18 protein-coding genes and 1 riboswitch are annotated in these 22,312 nt (G+C 44.8%); of the genes, 6 read left to right on the top strand and 12 right to left on the bottom strand.

All coding sequences use genetic code 11. From position 1 onward, the window contains the following. Positions 1–16: 16 nt before the first annotated feature. Complete coding sequence (gene folA, locus Xbud_RS05300; RefSeq protein ID WP_099135079.1) at positions 17–502, top strand: type 3 dihydrofolate reductase; 486 nt, start codon at positions 17–19, stop codon at positions 500–502. A 74-nt stretch (positions 503–576) separates the two neighbouring features. Here folA and apaH read toward each other — a convergent pair whose 3' ends face one another. From apaH to lptD, 6 genes are all read right to left on the bottom strand, one after another. Continuing rightward, positions 577–1,401 (bottom strand): bis(5'-nucleosyl)-tetraphosphatase (symmetrical) ApaH, encoded by an 825-nt coding sequence (gene apaH, locus Xbud_RS05295; protein ID WP_099135078.1) that lies wholly within the window; start codon positions 1,399–1,401, stop codon positions 577–579. Between the two features lie 2 nt (positions 1,402–1,403). Beyond that, a complete protein-coding gene (gene apaG, locus Xbud_RS05290; protein ID WP_099135077.1) occupies positions 1,404–1,781 on the bottom strand; it encodes a Co2+/Mg2+ efflux protein ApaG in 378 nt (125 codons plus the stop codon). Positions 1,782–1,816: 35 nt separating this feature from the next. After that, the gene (gene rsmA / locus Xbud_RS05285; RefSeq protein ID WP_099135076.1) at positions 1,817–2,632 is read right to left on the bottom strand and encodes a 16S rRNA (adenine(1518)-N(6)/adenine(1519)-N(6))-dimethyltransferase RsmA; all 816 of its coding nucleotides are present in this window, start codon (positions 2,630–2,632) and stop codon (positions 1,817–1,819) included. Then, on the bottom strand, positions 2,625–3,617 hold the full coding sequence (gene pdxA / locus Xbud_RS05280) for a 4-hydroxythreonine-4-phosphate dehydrogenase PdxA (RefSeq protein WP_209028814.1): 993 nt from the start codon (positions 3,615–3,617) through the stop codon (positions 2,625–2,627). The genes rsmA and pdxA overlap by 8 nt, the downstream gene beginning before the upstream one ends. Then, complete coding sequence (gene surA, locus Xbud_RS05275) at positions 3,607–4,908, bottom strand: peptidylprolyl isomerase SurA (RefSeq protein WP_099135074.1); 1,302 nt, start codon at positions 4,906–4,908, stop codon at positions 3,607–3,609. The genes pdxA and surA overlap by 11 nt, the downstream gene beginning before the upstream one ends. Before the next feature lie 67 nt (positions 4,909–4,975). Then, positions 4,976–7,321: an LPS assembly protein LptD gene (gene lptD, locus Xbud_RS05270; protein WP_099135073.1), complete on the bottom strand. Its 2,346-nt coding sequence runs from the start codon at positions 7,319–7,321 to the stop codon at positions 4,976–4,978. A 200-nt stretch (positions 7,322–7,521) separates the two neighbouring features. On the opposite strand from lptD, the gene djlA reads away from it, so the two are divergent. Further along, on the top strand, positions 7,522–8,331 hold the full coding sequence (gene djlA, locus Xbud_RS05265) for a co-chaperone DjlA (RefSeq protein WP_099135072.1): 810 nt from the start codon (positions 7,522–7,524) through the stop codon (positions 8,329–8,331). 26 nt (positions 8,332–8,357) lie between these two features. Here djlA and rluA read toward each other — a convergent pair whose 3' ends face one another. From rluA to Xbud_RS05250, 3 genes are all read right to left on the bottom strand, one after another. Then, entirely contained in the window at positions 8,358–9,011 is a 654-nt protein-coding gene (gene rluA, locus Xbud_RS05260) for a bifunctional tRNA pseudouridine(32) synthase/23S rRNA pseudouridine(746) synthase RluA (protein WP_099135071.1), read from the bottom strand. A gap of 217 nt (positions 9,012–9,228) precedes the next feature. Further along, the gene (gene rapA / locus Xbud_RS05255; protein ID WP_099135070.1) at positions 9,229–12,138 is read right to left on the bottom strand and encodes an RNA polymerase-associated protein RapA; all 2,910 of its coding nucleotides are present in this window, start codon (positions 12,136–12,138) and stop codon (positions 9,229–9,231) included. A gap of 243 nt (positions 12,139–12,381) precedes the next feature. After that, positions 12,382–14,730 (bottom strand): DNA polymerase II, encoded by a 2,349-nt coding sequence (locus Xbud_RS05250; protein WP_211283493.1) that lies wholly within the window; start codon positions 14,728–14,730, stop codon positions 12,382–12,384. Positions 14,731–14,927: 197 nt separating this feature from the next. On the opposite strand from Xbud_RS05250, the gene Xbud_RS05245 reads away from it, so the two are divergent. Together Xbud_RS05245 and Xbud_RS05240 are read left to right on the top strand one after the other, a co-directional pair. Next, entirely contained in the window at positions 14,928–15,287 is a 360-nt protein-coding gene (locus tag Xbud_RS05245; protein ID WP_099135068.1) for a hypothetical protein, read from the top strand. A 120-nt stretch (positions 15,288–15,407) separates the two neighbouring features. Beyond that, the gene (locus tag Xbud_RS05240) at positions 15,408–15,770 is read left to right on the top strand and encodes a hypothetical protein (protein WP_099135067.1); all 363 of its coding nucleotides are present in this window, start codon (positions 15,408–15,410) and stop codon (positions 15,768–15,770) included. A 50-nt stretch (positions 15,771–15,820) separates the two neighbouring features. Here Xbud_RS05240 and thiQ read toward each other — a convergent pair whose 3' ends face one another. The 3 genes from thiQ to thiB are packed head-to-tail and all read right to left on the bottom strand — an operon-like array spanning position 15,821 to position 19,114. Then, complete coding sequence (thiQ, locus tag Xbud_RS05235) at positions 15,821–16,516, bottom strand: thiamine ABC transporter ATP-binding protein ThiQ (RefSeq protein ID WP_099135066.1); 696 nt, start codon at positions 16,514–16,516, stop codon at positions 15,821–15,823. After that, a complete protein-coding gene (thiP, locus tag Xbud_RS05230) occupies positions 16,509–18,113 on the bottom strand; it encodes a thiamine/thiamine pyrophosphate ABC transporter permease ThiP (RefSeq protein WP_099135065.1) in 1,605 nt (534 codons plus the stop codon). The genes thiQ and thiP overlap by 8 nt, the downstream gene beginning before the upstream one ends. Then, positions 18,089–19,114, bottom strand: a complete 1,026-nt coding sequence (gene thiB / locus Xbud_RS05225) for a thiamine ABC transporter substrate binding subunit (RefSeq protein ID WP_099135064.1) — start codon at positions 19,112–19,114, stop codon at positions 18,089–18,091. The genes thiP and thiB overlap by 25 nt, the downstream gene beginning before the upstream one ends. Before the next feature lie 126 nt (positions 19,115–19,240). Then, a riboswitch (TPP riboswitch) is annotated at positions 19,241–19,345 on the bottom strand. Between the two features lie 116 nt (positions 19,346–19,461). Between thiB and rppH the strand changes: the two genes are divergently transcribed. Together rppH and ptsP are read left to right on the top strand one after the other, a co-directional pair. Next, entirely contained in the window at positions 19,462–19,992 is a 531-nt protein-coding gene (gene rppH / locus Xbud_RS05220) for an RNA pyrophosphohydrolase (protein ID WP_099135063.1), read from the top strand. A gap of 22 nt (positions 19,993–20,014) precedes the next feature. Further along, positions 20,015–22,261: a phosphoenolpyruvate--protein phosphotransferase gene (gene ptsP, locus Xbud_RS05215; protein WP_099135062.1), complete on the top strand. Its 2,247-nt coding sequence runs from the start codon at positions 20,015–20,017 to the stop codon at positions 22,259–22,261. The last annotated feature ends 51 nt before the right edge of the window (positions 22,262–22,312 follow it).

Raw genomic sequence — 22,312 nt, 5'->3', positions numbered from 1 at the left:
CCTGTAAGGTGACTTAATGAATATCAGCTTGATTGCTGCGATGGCTATGGATCGAGTTATTGGTATGGAAAATACCATGCCGTGGGCTCTGCCGGGCGATTTAGCCTGGTTTAAACGTAATACACTCGGAAAACCGATCGTAATGGGAAGGGTAACTTATGAATCGATTGGTCGTCCTTTACCGGGGCGTCTGAACATCATAATCAGCCGTCAGCCAGCCAGTGACGATCGTGTCACTTGGGTAAGCTCAGTCGAAGAAGCATTGGCTGCGGCAGGTGATGTTGAGGAAGTTATGGTGGTAGGCGGAGGTAAAATTTATGAACAATTTATTCCTCTGGCTAATCGCATGTATCTGACACATATTGATGCAGAAGTGATTGGTGATACTCATTTCCCTGATTATGAACCAGATGAATGGAACTCGATCTTTACCGAATACCATGATGCAGATGAACATAATTCGCATGGCTACTGTTTTGAGATCCTGGAACGGCGCAAGTGATCTTATTTGCCAATCAGATTTGAGATACGGAGTGTCAAAAGACACTCCGGCATTACTAAGCATCACGAGTCTAATCAACCTGAAGCTGTAACTAAGGCTGGTTGGCTGAAATACTGCTTATCTTCCCAACGTAAAAGAGTCAGTTTGCCTCCCCAGCAACAACCTGTATCCAAGGCATAGATACCAGCAGGCGTTCCCCGCCCTTCCAGCGCCGCCCAGTGGCCGAACGCAATGGAATAATCCTCAGGGATATTGCGTGGTAATTCAAACCAGGGTTTCAGAGGAGCAGGAGCATTTTCAGGTTTAGACTTGCAAATCATATCTAGCTGACCATTCGGGAAACAATAGCGCATCCGTGTTAATACGTTAGTACTGTAGCGCAACCGTGCTAATCCACTTAATTTGGGCGACCAGCTATTGGGCATATCACCATACATAGCGTTAAGAAACAGGGGATAACTGTCACTGAGCAGAATCGCTTCCACTTCACGGGCACACATTTTGACTGTATCCAGATCCCATTGCGGGGTCAGCCCTGCATGTGTCATAACCAGCTTTAGTTCATCATCGATCTGTAATACCGGCTGTTTTCTCAGCCAATTAACCAACTCATCGATATCTGGAGCAGCAAGCAACTCATCCAATTGATCTTTGGATTTATTGTGGCTGATTTTGTTATACACAGCCAGCAGATGCAGATCATGGTTGCCTAAAACCAGCTTAACGGCGGAACCAAGCTGTTTAACATAACGCAGAACTGCCAGTGAATCAGGGCCACGGGCGACTAAATCCCCCGTTAGCCATAACGTATCTTTGTCAGGATGAAAATCGACTTGTTGTAAGAGCGCAATCAGCTCACGATAACAGCCGTGAATATCGCCGATAAGGTATGTAGCCATAGTTAATTTATCAGTGTCGGAATAGCCAATCGGAACACCGGAATAATCGCACGAAACGAATGACCACTGTGATCAATCATCTCATAGTGACCTTCCATTGTGCCCAAAGGTGTTTCAAGAACAGTTCCGCTATTGTAGCGATATTCTGTTCCGGGTGGGATTACCGGTTGTTTTCCTACAACCCCTTCCCCCTGAACTTCTGTTTGGTGACCATTACTGTTGGTAATACGCCAGTAACGGCTAATGAGTTGCACGGGGGAATGCCCAAGATTGCGAATTGATATTGTATAAGCAAACACAAAACGTTGCCGTTCCGGCTCTGATTGGCTTTCTACGTAAGTGCTTTGAACTTGAATATAAACTCTTGGTTCGTTGAGCATAGCTGCCTCCTGTTACTGCAACGGATGTTCGGTAATTAGACCGTTTCAGGTTGAGACGATAACCAGTTAGCCATCTTACAGTATTGTTCGACCGAAATATTTTCAGCTCGTGTACTTGGATCGATTCCCAACTCAGATAGCTGTTCGACTGAAAATAGATCACTCAGGCTATTACGGATAGTTTTGCGTCGTTGATTAAATGCTTGGGTGGTGATCCGGGCCAACTTGCGAATATCCTGAACCGGATAAGGTATAGATTTATGAGGGATTAACCGCACGATGGCTGAATTCACTTTCGGAGCCGGGGTAAATGCTGTAGGTGGTACTTCAAGAACAGGGATTACGTGGCAGTAGTACTGTGCCATTACACTTAAACGCCCGTAGGCTTTACTACCAGGCCCTGCAACAAGACGATTCACCACTTCTTTTTGCAACATAAAATTCATATCAGCGATAGCATCAGTATAGCTGAAAAGATGAAACATCAATGGAGTAGAGATGTTATAGGGCAAGTTACCAAATACACGCAGAGGCTGTTCTTGCGCTTTAGCAATCTGACCAAAATCAACGGTCATGGCATCTTGCTGAATGATAGTCAGCTTGTCTTTCAATTTGGGATGGACGTGTAAACGAGCCGCCAGATCACGGTCAAGTTCGACGACAGTCAATTTATCCATACGCTCGCCGACCGGTTCGGTTAGGGCTCCCAAACCCGGCCCAATCTCTACCATAGCCTGTCCCGGCTGTGGATTCATAGCATCGACAATGCTATCAATAATAAACTGGTCGGTTAAGAAATTTTGCCCAAAGCGTTTACGGGCATGATGCCCTTGGTGGACTTTATTATTCATTACTGTTTTGTATCATTTTAATTGCTAGATTCAATGCGGTGATAAAACTTCCCACATCAGCTTGACCTGTCCCCGCCAGCTCCAATGCTGTGCCATGATCGACAGACGTTCGGATGAATGGCAGCCCCAACGTGATATTCACTGCTCTGCCAAAACCCTGGTATTTTAACACGGGCAGCCCCTGATCGTGATACATAGAAAGCACAGCATCAGCATGATCCAGATATTTTGCCTGAAACAGGGTATCGGCAGGCAATGGGCCTTCCAGCCAAATACCTTCTTCCCTTAAGCTGTCTAATGCCGGAATGATTACATCTATCTCTTCACGCCCCATATGCCCACCTTCACCTGCATGAGGATTCAAGCCACATACATAAATATGAGGGCGCAGGATACCAAATTTGGTTTTTAGGTCATGATTGAGGATAGTCACCACTTCCCGCAGAGAATCAAAGGTAATCGCTTTAGGAACATCCAAAATGGGCAAATGTGTTGTCGCCAATGCTACCCGTAACTCTTCTGTCGCCAACATCATAACGACTTTTGAACACTGGCTATGATCAGCAAAAAATTCAGTATGTCCGGTGAAGACTATCCCTGCATCATTGATAACGCCTTTGTGAACGGGGCCTGTCACCAATGCTGAAAACTCACCACTCAAGCAACCATCGCAGGCTTTTGCCAGTGTTTCTGTGACATAACTGCCATTTTCTCGGTTTAATTCGCCAGTAATAGCTGGCGTATGGAGAGAAACGGGCAGAATGGTCAGTGTTCCGGCAGCCTGTGAGGAAGGTGGGTGTTCAGGAGAATAAGGTTGTAATTGCAGTGGAAGATTCAATTGTTTGGCACGAGAAAGCATAAGCTCAGGATCGGCACACACAACCAGTTGGATAGGCCACTCAAATTGAGCAAGGGCAATAACTAAATCAGGACCAACCCCGGCTGGTTCGCCGGGGGTAATAATGATGGGTTTATTATTGTGCATCGTTACCATTTAAAATTTTCACATAAGCGGAGGCACGTAATTCCTGGAGCCAGGTTTGCACTTCTTCATTGAATTTACGGTTGAACAGTAATCGATAGGCGCGATCTTTTTGTGCCGCATCAGTTTTGTCTACTTTGCGGGTATCCAGCAATTGGATCAAGTGCCAGCCAAAAGAAGAGTGAACTGGTTGGCTGATTTCACCTTTCTGAAGTTTAACCAAAGCATCGCGGAAAGCAGGGGCATAAGCACTTGGTAAATTCCAGCCTAGTTCACCGCCACGCTGGGCAGAACCCGGATCTTCAGAATACTCTTTTGCTGCTTTTTCGAAGGTGGTTTTATCGCTTAAGATTTCTTCCCGAACCTGCCTCAATTTATCGCGGGCCTGATCATCATTCATAACAGGTGATGTTTTTAGCAGGATATGACGGGCATTGACTTCAGTAACAGCAACGGATGCATTACCGCCACGGATATCATTAACTTTCAGAATGTGAAAACCAACACCAGAGCGGATTGGCCCAATCACCTGTTCTCTCTGAGCTGACTGGAGTTTTTCAGCAAATAGTGATGGCAGCTCTTGTAATTTGTTCCAGCCCATATTGCCGCCTTTTAAGGCTTGTGTATCGCTGGAGTAGGTGATAGCCAGTTTACCGAAATCGCTGCCGTTTTTAAGTTCAGACAAGATTTTATTTACAGTGGCTTCTGCTTTTTCGGCCTGAGCATGTGTCGGATTTTCTGGCAGAGGGATCAAAATCTGGCTGATATTCAATTCAGTATTCTGGTTATCATTGCTGCTGAGCTGATTAGCTATAGAATCAACTTCTTGTGGCAGGATAGAAACACGACGGCGTACTTCGTTGTTACGTACTTCTGCAATCAGCATCTCTTTGCGGATTTGATTGCGGTAGGTATCGAAATTCATACCGTCCGCAGCCAGACGTTGTTTCAGTTGAGCAACGCTCAGATGATTCTGCGCAGCAATATTTTCGATAGCAGAATCCACGTCCTTCTCAGGGACAGAGAGCTGCATTCGTGTTGCCATTTGCAGAATGATGTCATCTATAATCAGGCGTTCAAGGATCTGGTGACGCAATGCTTTCGCATCTGGTACTTGTTGACCAGCTTGTTTTGCGTTGATTTTAACGGATTCTAAACGGTTGTTGATGTCACTTTCCAGTACGACATCGTTATTAACAATGGCAGCAACCTTATTGAGTTCCTGTGGAGCAGCAACTGCGGTAGTGTTCATTGCAAACAGCAACCCGAGAATAATCGTTCTCCAGTTCTTCATATGTTTCCCATCATATCAATCCCGCCATAAGACGGGGTTATTGTGTTTACATTGTGTTTAATTGGTATCAGAAAGCACGTTGATAAGGCAAAATACCTTGTTGCAGCATCTTCAGGCTACCTAAACTGTAATTATTGCTTAAGCCACGGAGTTCAACATTGAGTGACCATTTATTGTCATATTCACTTTGGTTGTTCTTCCAGTTTACGATTTTACGTTCGTAACCGACATTCACAGCCCAGCAACAGGTACTATATTGCATACCAACCATCTTACTGGCAGGTTGCTTCTTTTTGGTATCGTAGTAATACGCTCCCACGAGCGCCCACCGATCACCTAACGGCCAACTTCCTACCATACCTACCTGAGAAATGCCCTGCTGGTACGCCGGAGCGCTCCTGAGGGTAGCCTGAATATAATCGCGATCAACAAAGCGATAGTTTAATTGTATCAGACGGTCAGCATCACGTCGGTATTCCACTACCGAATTACCTATTGCGACTTTGCTCAGGCGGGTATCGTACTGAACTCCACCTTTGAATCCCCATGATGAGCTGATCTTCCATTCAACATCACCGGCCCAGGTTGTAGACCCTGTTCTTTTCTTAGTACCAACGGTACTTTGGCCTGTCTGAGTAGGCTCTATATCTTTAACACGCGGAGCTTCAAAGTAATAGATTTGACCTACAGACAGGCTAAAACGTTCAACTAAATCTTCATCATAGATGCGGGTAGTGATACCGCTTGTAAACTGGTTGGCTGATGAAATGCGATCCAGACCACTGTAGAAACGGTCACGGAACAAGCCAGTATAGTTGGCTTGCAGCAAAGAAGAATCGTAGTTGTAAATGTTATTCTGGTTCTTATAAGGAACGTAGAGATACTGGATGCGGGGTTCCAGTGTCTGGGTATAAGCCGGATTAAAATACATGGCGCGTTCAAACACCATCTTCGCATCTGATTTAAATTGTGGCAGAACGCGATTTGCTGATTTTTCTAATTGAGAATTTTTTTGAGCAGCAGGAATATCTTGCTGATAATAGGTTGCCATCAACTTAATTTCGTTATTGAGGCTCGCCCAGCCATTGGAAAGTGGCAGATTAATAGATGGTTCCAGATGCCAGCGAATTGCGTTTGGCTGCTCTTTACCTACGCTGGTAAATTTGGCAAATTGCGCATAAGTGCGGAAATCAAATGGTCCTAAATCATTCTTATAATAATTCAGATCCAACTGAGGTGTCGCCCGGTAAGCTTTTATGCTGTCACTGACTGTAAAAATCTGGAATTGTTTGGTTGTTAAGGTTGCATTCCAGTTTCGTTGTGCATAACCAATACTGAATTTTTGTGTCGCATAGCCGTCAGTACTAGTACCGTATTGAGAATTGAAGTCAGTAAAATAGTGAGGATCACTGACCTTAGTATATTCGGCATTGAAACGCCAAACCTGGTTCATGACACCGCTGTGGTTCCAGTAGAATAACCAGCGGTTGTTGCTATCCCGTTCAGGTCTGAGATTGAATTTTTTATCATCTGTGTACAGGCGGTCATTACCAATCCAATCCAATGCGACAGTTCCTGAACCTGCTTTCGTTAAGTAACGGAATTCATTATTGAACTTAAGCCCACGTTTGCTGATCAGATGTGGAGTAATGGTAGCATCATAATTAGGGGCAATGTTCCAGTAGTAGGGTAACAGGATCTGAATGCCGTTTTTATTGGAAAAACTGGCGTTAGGGATCAAAAAACCAGAGCGGCGTTTATCACCAATCGGCAGTTGCAGGTAAGGGGTATAAAATACGGGGACATTGGCGACTCTGAATCGAGCATTCCAAATCTCAGCCACTTCTTCCTGACGATCCAGAATGACTTCTGAACCCGCAACACTCCAGCTATCATTGCCCGGCAGGCAGGAAGTAAACACCCCATTATTTAAAATGGTATAGCGGTTTTCATTGCGCAGCATCATTTTATCAGCGTTGCCACGTCCCTGACGGCCGACCATTTGGTACTTGCCTTGTTCCACGTCTGTGTCTTTAGTGGTTAAGTTGGACCAGGCCCGTGGCCCTTTCAGGATAATTTGAGGGTCATCATATCTGACATTCCCTGTTGCGGTCATAGTCCGTACCGGAACTGAATCTTCTGTTTGTTCGAATCTGACTCTGTCGGCTGTCAGCGTTTTATTGCCTTGTTGGATATCTACATTGCCGACAAATTCAACCGCAGAGGGATATTCACCATGTGTATCATCAGATTGAATATGAATCGGGAGTTTATTAGGGTCCCCTGTAATAATGGGTTTGTCGTAAACAGGGACGCCCAGCATACACTGTGCTGCAAGGTCAGCGTGTGCTTGCTGACTGTAAAGTGCTGCCCATACCATAGTGGCTAGCAAAGTGGGGTAACATTTATTCATAGATGCTTATGCGGTTCCATCATCAGTGGCATCACGCCGACAAACGCTGAGAGACTAACGCACTTGATAGATATGCGCCAGAGTAAAGTTAAATTTCACTAATCTTGCTGTTAGGCACAGAGCTTAATGAATAGTATGATAATGATGAACAGTATGATAATGCAAAATTTCGCTCAGGGCATTGAGGAATTGAAGAGTATATGCAGTATTGGGGAAAATTATTAGGGTTAATATTTGGTATTGCATCTGGTGCCGGTTTCTGGGGCATTGTTATTGGGGTATTGCTAGGGCACATTCTTGATAAAATCAGAATAAGCAATCAGGGAACATCAGCCAAAAAACCATCCCGGCAAGCGCTGTTTTTCCGTAGTACCTTCCAGATATTGGGGCATCTGACCAAATCGAAAGGTCGGGTGACTGAAACAGATATTCAGTTAGCAAGTCAGCTTATGGATAGAATGCAACTGCATGGTGAGGCACGGATTGCAGCGCAGCGGGCATTTCGTGAAGGCAAACATCCTGAATTTCCACTGCGTGAGACATTGAGACAACTTCGTCGGGCCTGCTTTGGACGCTTTGATCTGATCAGAATGTTTCTCGAAATTCAGCTTCAGGCAGCATTTGCTGATGGTGAGCTGCATCCGAATGAAAGAAAAGTGCTGTTTGTGATCGCGGAAGAACTGGGGATTTCCCGTATTCAATTTGAACAATTTCTTGCCATGATGGAAGGTGGCCGCCATTTCGGCGGACAATACCAGCAGCACGGTCATTATCAGGGGCCTGGTCAACAACGGGCGACGTTGGAAGATGCATGTAAGGTGTTGGGTGTTAACCAAAATGATCAGGCTACAACGATTAAACGGGCTTATCGGAAACTGATGAGTGAACACCATCCCGATAAGCTGGTGGCAAAAGGTTTACCACCAGAAATGATGGAAATTGCCAAACAGAAAGCACAGTCTATTCAATCCGCTTACGATTTGATCAAAAAAGAGAAAGGCTTCAAATAGTAGTAATTGAAGATTAATAGTTGCAATCAGAAGTCAGCCTTACACTCAAAATGCATCGGAGAGCCGTAGGCCGGATGAGTGATCGATAACTCCTGAGCATGTAATTGCAGGCGAGGTGCCAGTTCCCTGGCCTGCTGATGGGCATAGAACCGATCTCCCAGAATGGGGTTCCCCAGTGCCAGCATATGTACGCGAAGCTGATGGGAGCGTCCGGTGATAGGAGCCAGCCTGACGCGGGTTGCCTGAGCTTCATGTTCAAGTACCTGATATTCTGTCTGTGCCGATTTTCCCGTTGCAAAGCAGACCTTTTGTTTCGGTCGGTTCGGCCAGTCGCAGATCAGCGGTAAATCAACCAGCCCCTGTTCCTGCTCCAATTTCCCCCAAACGCGTGCGATATAGACTTTTTTCGGTTCACGCTCACGGAATTGCCGTTTAAGTTCACGCTCTGCCGCTTTAGTTAATGCGACCACCATGATACCACTGGTTGCCATATCCAGCCGGTGAACAGATTCCGCAGTTGGAAATTCAGCCTGGATCCTCGTCATGATACTGTCTTTGTGCTCTTCTGCTTTACCCGGCACAGAAAGCAACCCGCTTGGTTTATTGACAACCATAATGTGCTCATCCTGATAAAGCACATGTAACCAAGGGGCAGTCGGGGGATTGTAAGACTCCAGCATAGTAGCTCCAATGGGTTCGGAAAAGATTTGCTCAGAAAAATAACGGGGCGCATTCTAGCAGTATATGATTAAGGGGGTGAGATCAAAATAACGTGAACTGACCAAGATAAAACGGATAAGACAAAAGTAAGTAAAAAAACTAAGGGATACCTCTTTGAGGATATCCCTTAGTTGCAAGATAAGTGTTATTGATCGTCAGTTGTTGGTCGATAGTTATTTACTGGTGAGAAACTACAACCAAGCGGATCGCATCCAGACGCCAGCTTGCCTGGTCAAGGTTCAGCAGCAGGTGCTTATGCTCAGATTCAATCGCTTCCAGCTCATCACCACGGATGTTCGGGTTAACCGCTTTTAATGCTTCCAAACGTGACAACTCAGCGGACAATACTTCATCAGCTTCTTTTTTCGCTTTTTCGATCAATTCACGTGCCTGTTGCTCAACTAATGGTTCAGATTGCTGCAAAATAGCATGAACTTCCTTTTGAACTGCATTAACCAGCTTGCTGGCATTATGGCGGTTGATGGCATTCAACTGACGGTTGAAACCTTCAAACTCTACCTGAGATGCCAGATTGGTGCCTTTCAGATCCATCAACAAGCGCAATGGTGTTGGTGGCAGGAAGCGAGTTAATTGCAGATGTTTAGGTGCCTGAGCTTCAACAACATAAATTAACTCAACCAACAGTGTGCCGACTGGCAGTGCTTTGTTTTTCAGGATAGAAACTGCGCAGCTTCCGGTATCTCCTGACAGGATAAGATCTAAACCATTACGGATGATTGGATGTTCCCAGCTTAGGAACTGTGTATCTTCACGGGACAACGCTTTTTCACGATCAAACGTGACAGAACAACCATCTTGCGGCAACCCTGGGAAATCAGGCACCAGCATGTGATCAGATGGATTGAGGACGATAATATTATCGTTGCGGTCTTCCTGATTAATACCAATGATATCAAACAGATTCAGGGCAAAATTCACCAGATCGGTATTATTATCCTGTGCGGCAATAACTTCAGCCAGTTTTTGTCCTTGCTCACCACCGTTGGAATTCATCTCCAGCAGACGGTCACGGCCCTGCTCCAATTGCTGTTTGAGTTTCTCGTGGTGTTCGCGACATTCGGTAATAAACTCCTGGAAGCCTGTTTGCTCATTGGGTTTGGCAAGAAAGTTCAACAGTGTTTCATAATATTTGTCATAGATGGAACGACCTGTCGGACAGGTGTGTTCAAAAGCATCCAGACCTTCGTGATACCAGCACAGCAGGACAGATTGTGCGGTGCTTTCCAGATAAGGAACACTGATCTTGATATTGCGGCTTTGACCGATACGATCCAAACGACCGATACGTTGTTCCAGCAAATCAGGATTGAAAGGCAGATCGAACATCACGAGCTGATTAGAGAACTGGAAGTTACGACCTTCGGAACCGATTTCAGAACAGAGCAGCACTTGTGCACCTTCTTCTTCGGAAGCAAAGTAAGCAGCGGCACGGTCGCGATCCAGCAGGGAGAGCCCTTCATGGAATACTGCGCTGCGGATACCTTCACGCTCACGCAGAACTTGTTCTAATTGCAGAGCGGTTTGTGCTTTGGCGCAGATCACCAGCACTTTTTCATCGCGATTTGCCAGCAGGAAGCCAAGCAGCCATTCCACACGAGGGTCAAAGTTCCACCAGGTCGCGTTCTCGCCTTCAAACTCCTGATAGATACGCTCAGGGTAGAGCATATCTTTGGCGCGTGCTTCCACCGATTTTTTAGCACCCATAATTTCAGATACTTTAATGGCAGTCTGATATTGGGCTGGCAATGGCAGTTTAATTTCGTGTAATTCCCGATGTGGGAAGCCTTTCACGCTGCTGCGGGTATTACGGAATAGCAGGCGGCTGGTGCCGTGGCGATCCATCAACATAGAGATCAGTTCACGACGGGCGTTCTCACTCTCTTCATTTTGATTACTGTTAGCCGCTTTCAGCAGAGGTTCAATATCCTGTTCGCTGATCAGTTCAACAATCAGGTTTTGCTGGTCATTGCTCAGTGTCTTGCCGGATAGTAACAAAGTTACCGCATCAGCAACCGGGCGGTAATTTTGTTGCTCATCAATAAAAGCCTGATAATCGTGGAAACGGTTCGGATCGAGGAGACGCAAACGGGCAAAATGGCTTTCTTGGCCCAATTGCTCTGGAGTTGCGGTTAGCAGCAGTACAGATGGGATTTGCTCTGCCAATTGCTCGATAACATGATATTCGCGGCTTGGCGCTTGCTCACTCCATGCCAGATGATGGGCCTCATCCACGACCATCAAATCCCAGTTTGCTTCCAGCAGATGTTCAAACCGCTGTTTGTTGCGGCGAACAAAATCCAGAGAGCAGATAACCAATTGTTCTGTTTCAAATGGATTATCGCCATCGTGCAGGGCTTCGGCGTAACGGTCATCGTCAAACAGCGAGAAACGCAGATTGAAACGGCGCAGCATTTCCACCAGCCATTGATGCTGGAGGCTGTCTGGCACAATGATTAATACACGTTCTGCACGGCCAGCCATCAACTGTTGATGAATAATCATCCCGGCTTCAATGGTTTTACCTAAGCCGACCTCATCTGCCAATAATACGCGGGGAGCGTGGCGCTTGCCGACTTCGTTGGCAATATGTAACTGATGAGGGATCAGGCTGGCACGAATACCACGCAGTCCACTCTCTGCCAGTCGAAATTGTTCGCTCTGGTGCTTACGGGCACGGAAGCGCAATGCAAAGCGATCCATTCGATCAATCTGACCGGCAAACAGGCGATCTTGTGGCTTATTAAATGTCAGCTTACTATCCAGCAACACTTCCCGCAGGCTGACATTTTCTTCTTCAGTATCTAAACGAGTACCGACATAGTTCAGCAGGCCATTTTCTTGCTGAACTTCATCGATCTTGAGTTTCCAGCCTTCGTGACTGGTCACGGTATCGCCCGCATTAAACATAACACGGGTAATAGGGGAATCATTGCGTGAGTAGAGGCGGTTTTCTCCGCTGGCTGGAAAAAGCAATGTCACCATGCGCGCGTCGAGCGCCACGACTGTACCTAATCCAAGTTCGCTTTCTGTATCGCTTATCCAGCGTTGACCAAGAGTAAATGGCATAAATTTTGGCTCAGTTTTCTGTTAGATAATGTTATTTATGGTTGCAGGATGGCTGCTTTTGTTGGATATCGATTATTATTGGTTATCGATAGGGTTAGTTTTTATGACTAGCTTTTCTGACTAGTTTCAGTGACACCTTTCATCACCTTTTTCGGAAAAAATAGATCATAAAAGGGTCATTTCCCTTTAGAGGGGCGTTATGTTAATTCAAGCTGAGCAAGTCGTCACCTGCAAAAATATCAATTAATCAAAAGACAGGTTCATTTGCCCCGTCAACAGGGTTATAAAATCATCCCGAAGAAATGGCAAGATGGCATCGGCAATCGGCATAATCTGTTTTTTGATGTAGTGTTCATAATCTGGCAGTGAAGTCAGGTTTTCCAGTGGTTGAGGCCCGGATTGCGTGATGATATAGCTGATCCAACCGCCATTTTGATACTGCAATGGGCGATTTTTCCGCTGATTATACTCATCAGCCAGACGTGCTGCTCTGACATGAGGGGGAACATTGCGCTGATAATCAGCCAGCTTTCGACGTAGCCGTTTTCGATAAATCAGTCGGTTATCAAATTCACCTGCCAATGTGAGGGCGACATAATCACGAATATAATCCTGATAAGGTTGCTGGTGAAAAATAAGGGAATACAACTCTTGCTGGAATGTTTGTGCTAATAGCGTCCAGTCGCTTCTTACCGTTTCCAATCCTTTGAATACTATCTTGTTGCCACTCAAACCAGCATAACGTTTTTTACTGCCTTCCTCTGTACCCCTTACTGTCGGCATAAGAAAACGTCGATAGTGGGTTTCGAATTCCAGTTCCAGTGTGCTTTCAAGATTGAATTGGGTTTTGAGATGATTCTTCCACCACTGATTGACAAACTGTGTCAGCGAGTGACCAATCTGGCTGGCCTCTTTTTTGGAATGAGGGCGTTTCAGCCAGACAAACGTGGAATCCGTATCGCCATAAATAACCTGATACCCTTGTGATTCAATCAAATCGCGGGTTTGGTGCATAATCTGGTGCCCACGCATCGTAATGGATGACGTCAGGCGTGGATCAAAAAAGTGGCAGCCTGAGGCTCCGAGTACACCATAGAAGGCATTCATAATAATTTTCAGGGCCTGAGCCAGTGGGACATTCTGCTGTTTTTTTGCCTTGTCACGCTCATGCCAGATTTGCGTGACAATATCAGGCAGACAGTGTTGTGTACGGGAGAAAAACGCTTGCCGGAAACCGGGCACAGAATGTTTATTATCTGGATGGGCAAGGCCTTCCACCATACCGACGGGATCGATAAGGAAAGTACGGATAATGGAAGGGTAAAGGCTCTTGTAATCCAATACCAGCACCGAATCATACAAGCCCGGAGATGAATCCATCACAAAACCACCCGGACTGTGATCTGTGAAATCCGTTGGCTGAACGGGAGCGACATAACCAATACGGTGCATTCTCGGCAGATAAAGATGGGTGAATGCGGCAACAGAACCTCCGGCCCGATCCGCAGCCAATCCTGTTACCGTCGCTCGTTCCAGCAAGAATGCCATGAGGTCTGCTTTCTCAAAAATTCGGTTGACCAGAATACAGTCCTGCAAATTGTAGTGGGCGAGAGCAGGCTTATCTTCCTGAAAGCGACGGTTGATTTCATCCATCCGATCATAAGGGCTATCAATCGCTTTCCCTTCTCCCAATAACTCCTGAGCAACATATTCAAGACTAAACGAGGGAAAATTCCAGGTGGCTGTTTTCAGTGCATCAATACCATCAATGATCAAACGGCCTTCTGTTGATGCAAAAAAATGTCCAGACTTAAAACTGTGCTCGCGCCATTCCAGCAGGCTACCATCACGACCAAATCGCAGAGGAATGTTATAGCGTTCGCCGTGTTGCTGTAGAACCTTTAAATCAAATTGGATCAGGCTCCAACCGATAATGGCATCGGGATCATAAACTTTCAGCCACTCATTCAGTTTTTCCAACAGTTGTGGGCGACTGGCAACATACTCCAGATTAAAATCCAGTTCTCGCTTTTCACCATTTTCCGGCCCCAGCATAAACACGGTTTTCTCACCACAACCTGCTAAACCGATGGAATACAATTCACCATGCTGGCTGGTTTCGATATCCAGAGAAACCCATTTCAAGTTGGGACGATAGTCGGGATTGGGTTTCATCTGATAGCCCCCGTCTGGTTTCTGATGGAACCAAACAGGGGCGGTAATAAAGCGTTCCATCATAAAACGATCCGGAGGGCGGATATCGGTTTCGTAAAGCGGAATGTCCTGCTCCCTGAATACTTTTTTCAAATGTTGTAATTGACGATATTGCGAACAATACAAGGCGGAGACAGCTTGGCGATTAAAATCTTTCAGTGGTAATGTCTTTAACTCACAAGATCGCTCTTGTGCCAGCAGAGGCTGCGCTTTATGCAAATCACGTTGAGGGATAAAAGCGATGGCTTTTTGGTGAGGAATGGTAATGCGTCGGCTACCTTTATCTGTAGCTAACCAATACACCAATTCGATACCAGATGGCGTATCTTTCCAGTGACGTGATAGGATGAAGCCTTGTTCAACAGGATTTATCTGCATAATATTTCGGTATTAAGACAATAACCTGAATTATAGCATTTCATGTTTATTTATACAGTTGTTTTTGGATCGGTTGGCAGGATTTTTACTTATCGGGTCTTTTAATTTTAAAAACTATACTAATGAATACACTATTTTAAATAACAGGTGATATAAAAAATCATTTTAAATATATTGGGTATTGAGTAGGGTAATATATGCCATTTATTCCTCCTTATAGAGAAAAGTTTTATAAAGGTGATTTAATATATGGGTTATCTAATGAAATAATAAGGAGATATAAACATACAGTCGAATTTTTTGAAGATACAAAAAATCATTATGATAATAAAGATTATCCTCCGGTAACGATTGCTAATTATTTAATTCCTTCAGAATTAGAAGATATGGCTAATTTTCTTGAAAGTATGGATGAAAAAAATCCGACACATGTAGAAATACGCCGTGATATTTATAAGGAATTCCAATACATTGAAAATGATAAATACAAAAAATATGAAGAAAGCTTCTTTAGACATCTAAATCTGGATAATAAATATCGAAGTGTGACTGAATGAACAACATACAGACGTAAACTTATAGGAAGAAAATGTAAAGGTGGAATATCGTGGATAAGCATAGGTGATAATGAATTAACTCGGGATATACATATACATTTCATACTTGATGGTATTAATATGGAAAGCATCATTGGAAAGTATGATCTAAACATAAATAATGATGGTATAAACACAAACACAAACACAAACACAAACACAAACACAAATAATAGTCAGTTTGTGAGTGTGAGTTTAGAGGGAAAGAGAAGTGGAAATATAAAAAGTATAACCGGAAAAGAGTTAAGATGGCTGTTCAGACACCGAGCCAATCCCAGAGTCGCAGGCAAAGTACAATTTTGGAAGAATAAGCGTCCCACTACTCCACCTTGGATTGGAGAAGGATGCCTGATATGGGATAAGTATGCTATGCATCTGGAGAATGAAGAAAAGGTAGATGAGGAAAGATATGACGGCTTATCCCAATTATTTGATATTCTTTGACACCGCCGAAAATGTTTAATGGGTAATTTGAGTGATTAATATACAATCAATTATACTATCCCCAAAACCCTTGCCTCAGGCACTTCGCCATTCACCAATTTCTCTGTTGCACCATCATAATGAATTGTTCCATCCACAATCAGCAGAGAACGCGGTGCGATTTTGGCGGCATCATCAAGATTATGGGATACCATCAGTAACGTGAGTTTTCGGTCACAACATACCTGATCCAGCAATGCCAGCATTTCATTACGTAAAGCGGGGTCAAGTGCTGAAAAAGGCTCATCCAGTAATAAAATAGGTTGCTGGCGTACTAAACAGCGAGCCAGTGCCGCGCGTTGGCGCTGCCCACCGGAAAGCTGGGCGGGCAGGCGATTCAAATATTCTGTCAGTGAAACTTGCGATGCAATTTGTTGCAGCGTCTGCCGTTGTTGAGCATTTAATTTAAGACCGGGGTGTAAGCCCAAACCAATATTCTGCTCAATGGTTAAATGGGAAAACAGATTGTTTTCCTGAAACAGCATGGATACTGGGCGCTTGGAAGGAGCTGTATTTGTATGATTTTCTCCATCCAACCAGATATCACCACTCTTCGCGAATTGAAAGCCTGCCATTAAACTTAATAATGTACTTTTGCCCGCCCCACTGGGGCCGAGGATTGCAATACGTTCGCCCGCTTCGACGTTGACATCGAAACGCATGGCAATCTGCTCATAGGTGTAAGTAACATTTTCAAGTTTAATCATGGCGTCGACCCGGTAATCGTTCAAGAACACTAAATAAAATAAAACAGAGAAGCAGTAGCAGGAATGCAGTCACAGCACCATCTTGACTGCGATATGCCCCGATTTGCTGATAAAGGTAGAAAGGCAGTGTGCGGAAATTCTCGTCTCCAAATAATGCGACAACACCAAAATCCCCGATTGACAGCACGCTGGCAAAAGCCAGTGCCTGCGCTAATGGGATTCTCAGAGCTTTAAGCTCAATCCAGCGTAAACGGTGGATGCCCTGAATATTTAAAGAGCGGCATAGCGGATTATAGCGTTCAGCCAGATCACGCATTGGATTATCCAGCACTTTTAAAGCATAGGGAATTGCCATCAACGCATTGGTCAGGATAATCAGTTCATAAGGGGAATCCGGCAACCCAACAGTATTATTCAGCAGAATAAAAAAGCCTGTTGCAAGGACAATACCGGGCATAGCAAGAATTAATAATCCACTGCTTTCTATTGCTTGTCCCCAACGGGATAAATGACGCAGGCGTAACTCACGGCTGCTCCATAACAGCATCATAGTCAGTAAAACACATAAGAAACCAGCGCCCAGTGCGATAATTACGGATGTTGTGAAAGCCCGCCACAAGGCGGGTTTACTGAGGACATCAAACACGGCACTGTTCAAACCATCTACAATGACGGCCAGTAAAGGAGGGAGCAAAAACAGCAATGCTGTGGTGATAAGCAATCCATCACATAGTTTTTTCAGCCATGAATCCTGTGGATTACGCCATTGTTGTTGATGACCATACCCCACCGAAAGAACTCCTTTGAGCTTTTGGCTCAGCAAAACCAGACCAAGACAGCAAAAGAGTTGGATCAGCGCGAGCAGAGCAGCCTGACCAAGATCGTAGTCATACTTAATAGCCTGATAAATAGCGAGTTCAATTGTAGTTGCAGAAGGGCCGCCTCCCAATGCGAGCACCGCGGCAAAACTGGCAAAACACAGCATGAAAATCAGCGCTGCGGTTGGCAAGATCTGACGGCGTAGATAAGGCCATTCGACAAAGCGAAAATGTTGCCATTCATTCATACCAAGCTGTGCTGCAAGTTGCCGTTGTTCTACTGCGATACCTTCCAGCGATTGGAGCAGTAATCGTGTTGCCATTGGCATATTAAAGAAAATATGCGCCAACAAAATACCTTGCAGGCCGTAAAGGGTAAAACGGTATTCAATTCCTATCCATTGGCAAAGATTAGCCAGCCAGCCAATACGCCCATAAACAGTCAGTATGCCAAACAGGGCGACTAAAACAGGAAGTACCAGCGTCATGGCGCATAGACGTAAAAAAAGCGTTCTGCCCGGAAAACGACGGCGATAGAGCGCTCTTGCCAGAAATATTGCAGGTGTGACTGAGAATAAAGCAGACAAAAACGCTTGCCAGAAAGTAAAACGAATAACATGCCACAGATAGCTGTCACTCAAAAATGCCTGCCAGTGGCTTTCAGGTGCATTAAACCAAAGTACCCCGAAAGCTGACAGGGCAATGAGAAGCAGCAGGCCGGAGGCAATCACCCCCGGCAGTAACCAACCTGCAATTAACGGCTTACAGCACTTTGCCATGTACGGATCCATTGTGTACGGTGTTTGGCTACATCTTCTGCGTTGAATTGCAGTGATTTCTCAGGCACAGGCAGTTGTTTGAAAACCTCAGGTAGAGGTACGTCAATCACGGGATACATCCACTGGGTGGTCGGAATAGCTTGCTGGAATGCGGGTGAAACCATGAATTGCATGAATCTTTGTGCCAGTTCAGGCTGTTTGCTGGAAGCCAACTGGGCGGCGACTTCAATTTGTAAATAGTGCCCCTCGTTGAATATAGCAGCGGCGTAATTATCTTTTTTCTCGGATACGATGTGATAGCCCGGTGATGTGGTATAGCTAAGCACCATATCCCCTTCACCTTTCAGGAATAACCCATAAGCCTCACTCCAGCCTTTGGTGACAGTCAGTGTTTTTTTGGCGATTTTCTGCCACTCCTGCGCAGCATTATTACCATAGATATCCTGCATCCAGAGTAAAAAACCTAACCCAGGAGTACTGGTACGTGGATCCTGATAAATAATCTTCCAATTCTGGTGGCTGTTAATAAGCTCTTCCATGCTTTTGGGGGGATTAGGCAAGGTATTTTTGTTGTAAATAAAGGCAAAATAACCGTAATCGTAAGGAATAAAGGTATTGTTATTCCATGTGACAGGCAGTTTTAACTTTGTTGTATCAACATGGCTGGGAGTGAATAATTCAGTCTGTTGGGCAGCTTGGATCAGGTTATTATCTAACCCCAGAACAACATCTGCCGATGCTTTTTTGCCTTCCATTCTTATACGGTTCAGCAAAGATACACCATCTTCCAGGGCGACGAGTTTCAATTCACAGTCACATTCCGCTTCAAAATCTTTTTTGATAACAGGGCCGGGGCCCCACTCAGAAACGAATGAATCATAAGTATAAACGGTTAATGTGGGTTTTGCTTGTGCTGCTTGAGCAAAGGCACATGCAGAAATCGATAATGCACTTATCGCAATAAATCTCGCAATAAATCGGAAAAATAGATGCTTAAACACTTTGCTCTCCTGTAGTTATTAATAGTAGTTATTAACAGTAACTATTAGCACTCATAATTAAATGAGTTATTAGCAAATTGGCAAAGGATTTGAGAAAGTGCCAGATAAAATTACTATTTATATATCAATGAATAGCAACTCAAATCCCTACGCCGATATCAGCCGGATCAGGTTCTACGGGTTTGTTCTCAGCGATGTTGCCCGGCAACAATCGCACCCCGTTGAGATGACCGTATTGTAGAGACTTCAGTTGTAACTGCAAAGCCCCATCATAGAGGTTTACCGTTTGAGATGAGTGTGAAACAATTAACTATCTTTTCAAATTCGTTTTATCAAGAGGTAGTCTGGTGATCGATGATGATGGCTACCGCCCGAATGTAGGAATTGTAATTTGTAATCGTCAAGGGCAGGTTCTCTGGGCCCGCCGTTATGGGCAGCATTCCTGGCAGTTTCCTCAAGGGGGCATCAATCCGGGGGAATCACCAGAACAAGCGATGTATCGTGAGTTGTTCGAAGAAGTTGGTTTAAATCGCAAAGACGTACGGGTTCTCGCCTCCACCCGTAGCTGGTTGCGTTACAAATTACCCAAACGTTTGGTGCGTTGGGATACAAAGCCCGTTTGTATCGGGCAAAAGCAACGCTGGTTTTTATTGCAGTTGCTTTGTAATGAAATAGATATTAATGTTCAGCGCAGTAGTACACCAGAGTTTGATGGATGGCGTTGGGTGAGTTATTGGTATCCTGTCAGGCAAGTTGTTTCGTTTAAACGAGATGTATACCGCCGTGTGATGAAAGAATTTTCTTCTATTGTGATGCCAACGCAGGAATCTACTTCACAATCCTATTCAACCTATATATATCGTCGTAGAAGAAGTTAGATAATTAATTTAGGTAATCGTTATGCTCATGCGCTTACGGGAAATTGTTGAAAAGGTTGCGATGGCAACAAATTTATCAGAAGCGCTTGAGTTATTAGTCAATGAAACCTGTTTAGCAATGAACACGGATGTTTGTTCTATTTATCTGGCAGACCATCAGCGTCGTTGCTATTACCTGATGGCTACTAAAGGGTTGAAAAAGCCGGGAAAACAGGGGATAAGCCTCTCCTTTAATGAAGGCGTTGTGGGGGAAGTCGGGCATTTGTCGGAATTAATCAACCTTGCTGATGTGCGTGACCATCCTAGTTTCAAATATATTCCTCAAGTAAAAGAAGAGAATCTGCGGGCCTTTTTAGGGGTTCCGATTATTTATCGTCGCCAATTGCAAGGGATTTTGGTTGTTCAACAGAATGAACGCCGATTATTTGATGAAAGTGAAGAATCCTTTATGGTGACACTTGCTATGCAATTGGCTGCGATCCTTGCTCAAGCGCAGACCCGGGAGCTGTTTGGTCAGTATCGCCAGACACGTATCAAGGCACTGGCGGTTTCCGATGGCATTGTCATGGCTCAGGGATGGCAGGATTGTTCTCAACCATCGCTCGAACAAATATTTGAAGCATCAACACTGAATTATCAAGCTGAACGTTCTCATTTAACCCGAGCCCTTGAACTGGCAACCGCAGAATGTCGTCGAATAAGTAAACGATTTACAGCCAGTTCACAGAAAGAAAGTGCTGCCATTTTTGATCTCTATTCCCATTTACTGAACGACCCCAAACTTAAACAAGATCTGTTTCATTCCGTTGATAACGGTTTTATCGCAGAATGGGCAGTGAAGACCGTAATTGAGAAATACGCTGAACAATTCGCCAGCCTGCAAGATGCTTATATGCGGGAACGAGCCTCTGATTTACGGGCACTTGGGCAGCGGGTGTTGTTCCATCTGGATGATGCTTTTACTGGCAACAGCCAGTGGCCTGAACATTTCATTCTGGTTGCCGATGAACTCAACGCCAATTTACTGGCCGAAATACCACAGGACAAGCTGGCTGGTATCATTGTACGGGATGGGGCAACTCACTCTCATTCCGCAATATTGGTCAGGGCAATGGGAATACCTGCGATTATGGGGGCAGATATTCAACCAGAACTATTGCATAACCGGATGTTGATTCTGGATGGTTATCGCGGAGAATTTTTTATTGAACCAGAGCCGCTGGTTGTTCAGGAATACTGTCAACTTATCGAAGAAGAGCAAGTGCTCAGCGAATTGGCTGAAGGTGAATTGCAACAAAAAGCACGTCTCAAAAATGGGGAAAGAGTACTGGTTCAGCTCAATGCGGGTTTGAGTTTGAAATATGAGCAACAAATGGGTGATAGTATCGACGGCGTCGGGTTGTATCGTACTGAGATCCCTTTTATGCTGCATAGTGGTTTTCCATCAGAAGATGAACAGAAAAGCCGCTACCAAGAAATGCTCACACTTTTTCCTGATAAGTCAGTCGTATTGCGGACGTTGGATGTTGGTGCTGACAAAAACCTTCCTTATATGCCAATCAACGAAGAAAACCCTTGTCTTGGCTGGCGGGGAATTCGCATAACACTGGATCAGCCGGAAATATTTTTGATTCAGCTCAGAGCCATGTTGAAAGCCAATGTGCAGACGGAGAATCTGAAAATATTGCTGCCGATGGTGAGCAGTATTGAGGAGATTGATGAAGCCAGAAAGTTGATCGACAGGGCAAAAGCAGAAGTTGAACGATCAGTTGCTACAACTATTGTGATGCCACAGGTCGGGATCATGGTAGAAGTTCCTTCCCTGATCCTGCTGCTGCCACAATTGAAGAAACGAGTTGATTTTATCTCTATCGGTACAAACGACTTAACCCAGTATTTGCTTGCGGTGGATCGTAATAATACACATGTCGCTTCTCTGTATGACAACCTGCATCCGGCAGTAATCAGAGCTTTAAAACAGATTATTGATGAAAGCCAGCGTATTGGCTTACCCGTTAGTGTTTGTGGTGAAATGGCAGGTTTGCCGATGGGGGCGTTGATTCTGATAGGTCTTGGCTATCGTAGCCTGAGTATGAATGGTCGAAGTGTCCCGCGTATCAAGTACTTGCTGCATCATTTAGATGCCGGCGAACTCAATCATTTTGTTAAAGAAGTATTGGAGGCGGAAACCAGCCAACAGGTGAGAGAGATTTCCTCTGCATTTATGGAAACCCACGGTCTTGGTGGGTTGGTGCGTGGTGGCATTTAACCGCCCATGCTATTATTTACGATTATTTGTCTTAGGGCATTAACACACAAA

It is taken from the genome of Xenorhabdus budapestensis (genome assembly GCF_002632465.1).
Lineage (GTDB): Bacteria > Pseudomonadota > Gammaproteobacteria > Enterobacterales > Enterobacteriaceae > Xenorhabdus > Xenorhabdus budapestensis.
Note: the sequence above shows the minus strand (reverse complement) of the source record. Positions and strands in the feature narration are given on the sequence as shown.

Coding starts and splice junctions, on each gene's coding strand:
- folA (WP_099135079.1), top strand. CDS start 17: ATGAATATCAGCTTGATTGCTGCGATGGCTATGGATCGAGTTATTGGT.
- apaH (WP_099135078.1), bottom strand. CDS start 1,401: ATGGCTACATACCTTATCGGCGATATTCACGGCTGTTATCGTGAGCTG.
- apaG (WP_099135077.1), bottom strand. CDS start 1,781: ATGCTCAACGAACCAAGAGTTTATATTCAAGTTCAAAGCACTTACGTA.
- rsmA (WP_099135076.1), bottom strand. CDS start 2,632: ATGAATAATAAAGTCCACCAAGGGCATCATGCCCGTAAACGCTTTGGG.
- pdxA (WP_209028814.1), bottom strand. CDS start 3,617: ATGCACAATAATAAACCCATCATTATTACCCCCGGCGAACCAGCCGGG.
- surA (WP_099135074.1), bottom strand. CDS start 4,908: ATGAAGAACTGGAGAACGATTATTCTCGGGTTGCTGTTTGCAATGAAC.
- lptD (WP_099135073.1), bottom strand. CDS start 7,321: ATGAATAAATGTTACCCCACTTTGCTAGCCACTATGGTATGGGCAGCA.
- djlA (WP_099135072.1), top strand. CDS start 7,522: ATGCAGTATTGGGGAAAATTATTAGGGTTAATATTTGGTATTGCATCT.
- rluA (WP_099135071.1), bottom strand. CDS start 9,011: ATGCTGGAGTCTTACAATCCCCCGACTGCCCCTTGGTTACATGTGCTT.
- rapA (WP_099135070.1), bottom strand. CDS start 12,138: ATGCCATTTACTCTTGGTCAACGCTGGATAAGCGATACAGAAAGCGAA.
- Xbud_RS05250 (WP_211283493.1), bottom strand. CDS start 14,730: ATGCAGATAAATCCTGTTGAACAAGGCTTCATCCTATCACGTCACTGG.
- Xbud_RS05245 (WP_099135068.1), top strand. CDS start 14,928: ATGCCATTTATTCCTCCTTATAGAGAAAAGTTTTATAAAGGTGATTTA.
- Xbud_RS05240 (WP_099135067.1), top strand. CDS start 15,408: ATGGAAAGCATCATTGGAAAGTATGATCTAAACATAAATAATGATGGT.
- thiQ (WP_099135066.1), bottom strand. CDS start 16,516: ATGATTAAACTTGAAAATGTTACTTACACCTATGAGCAGATTGCCATG.
- thiP (WP_099135065.1), bottom strand. CDS start 18,113: ATGGCAAAGTGCTGTAAGCCGTTAATTGCAGGTTGGTTACTGCCGGGG.
- ptsP (WP_099135062.1), top strand. CDS start 20,015: ATGCTCATGCGCTTACGGGAAATTGTTGAAAAGGTTGCGATGGCAACA.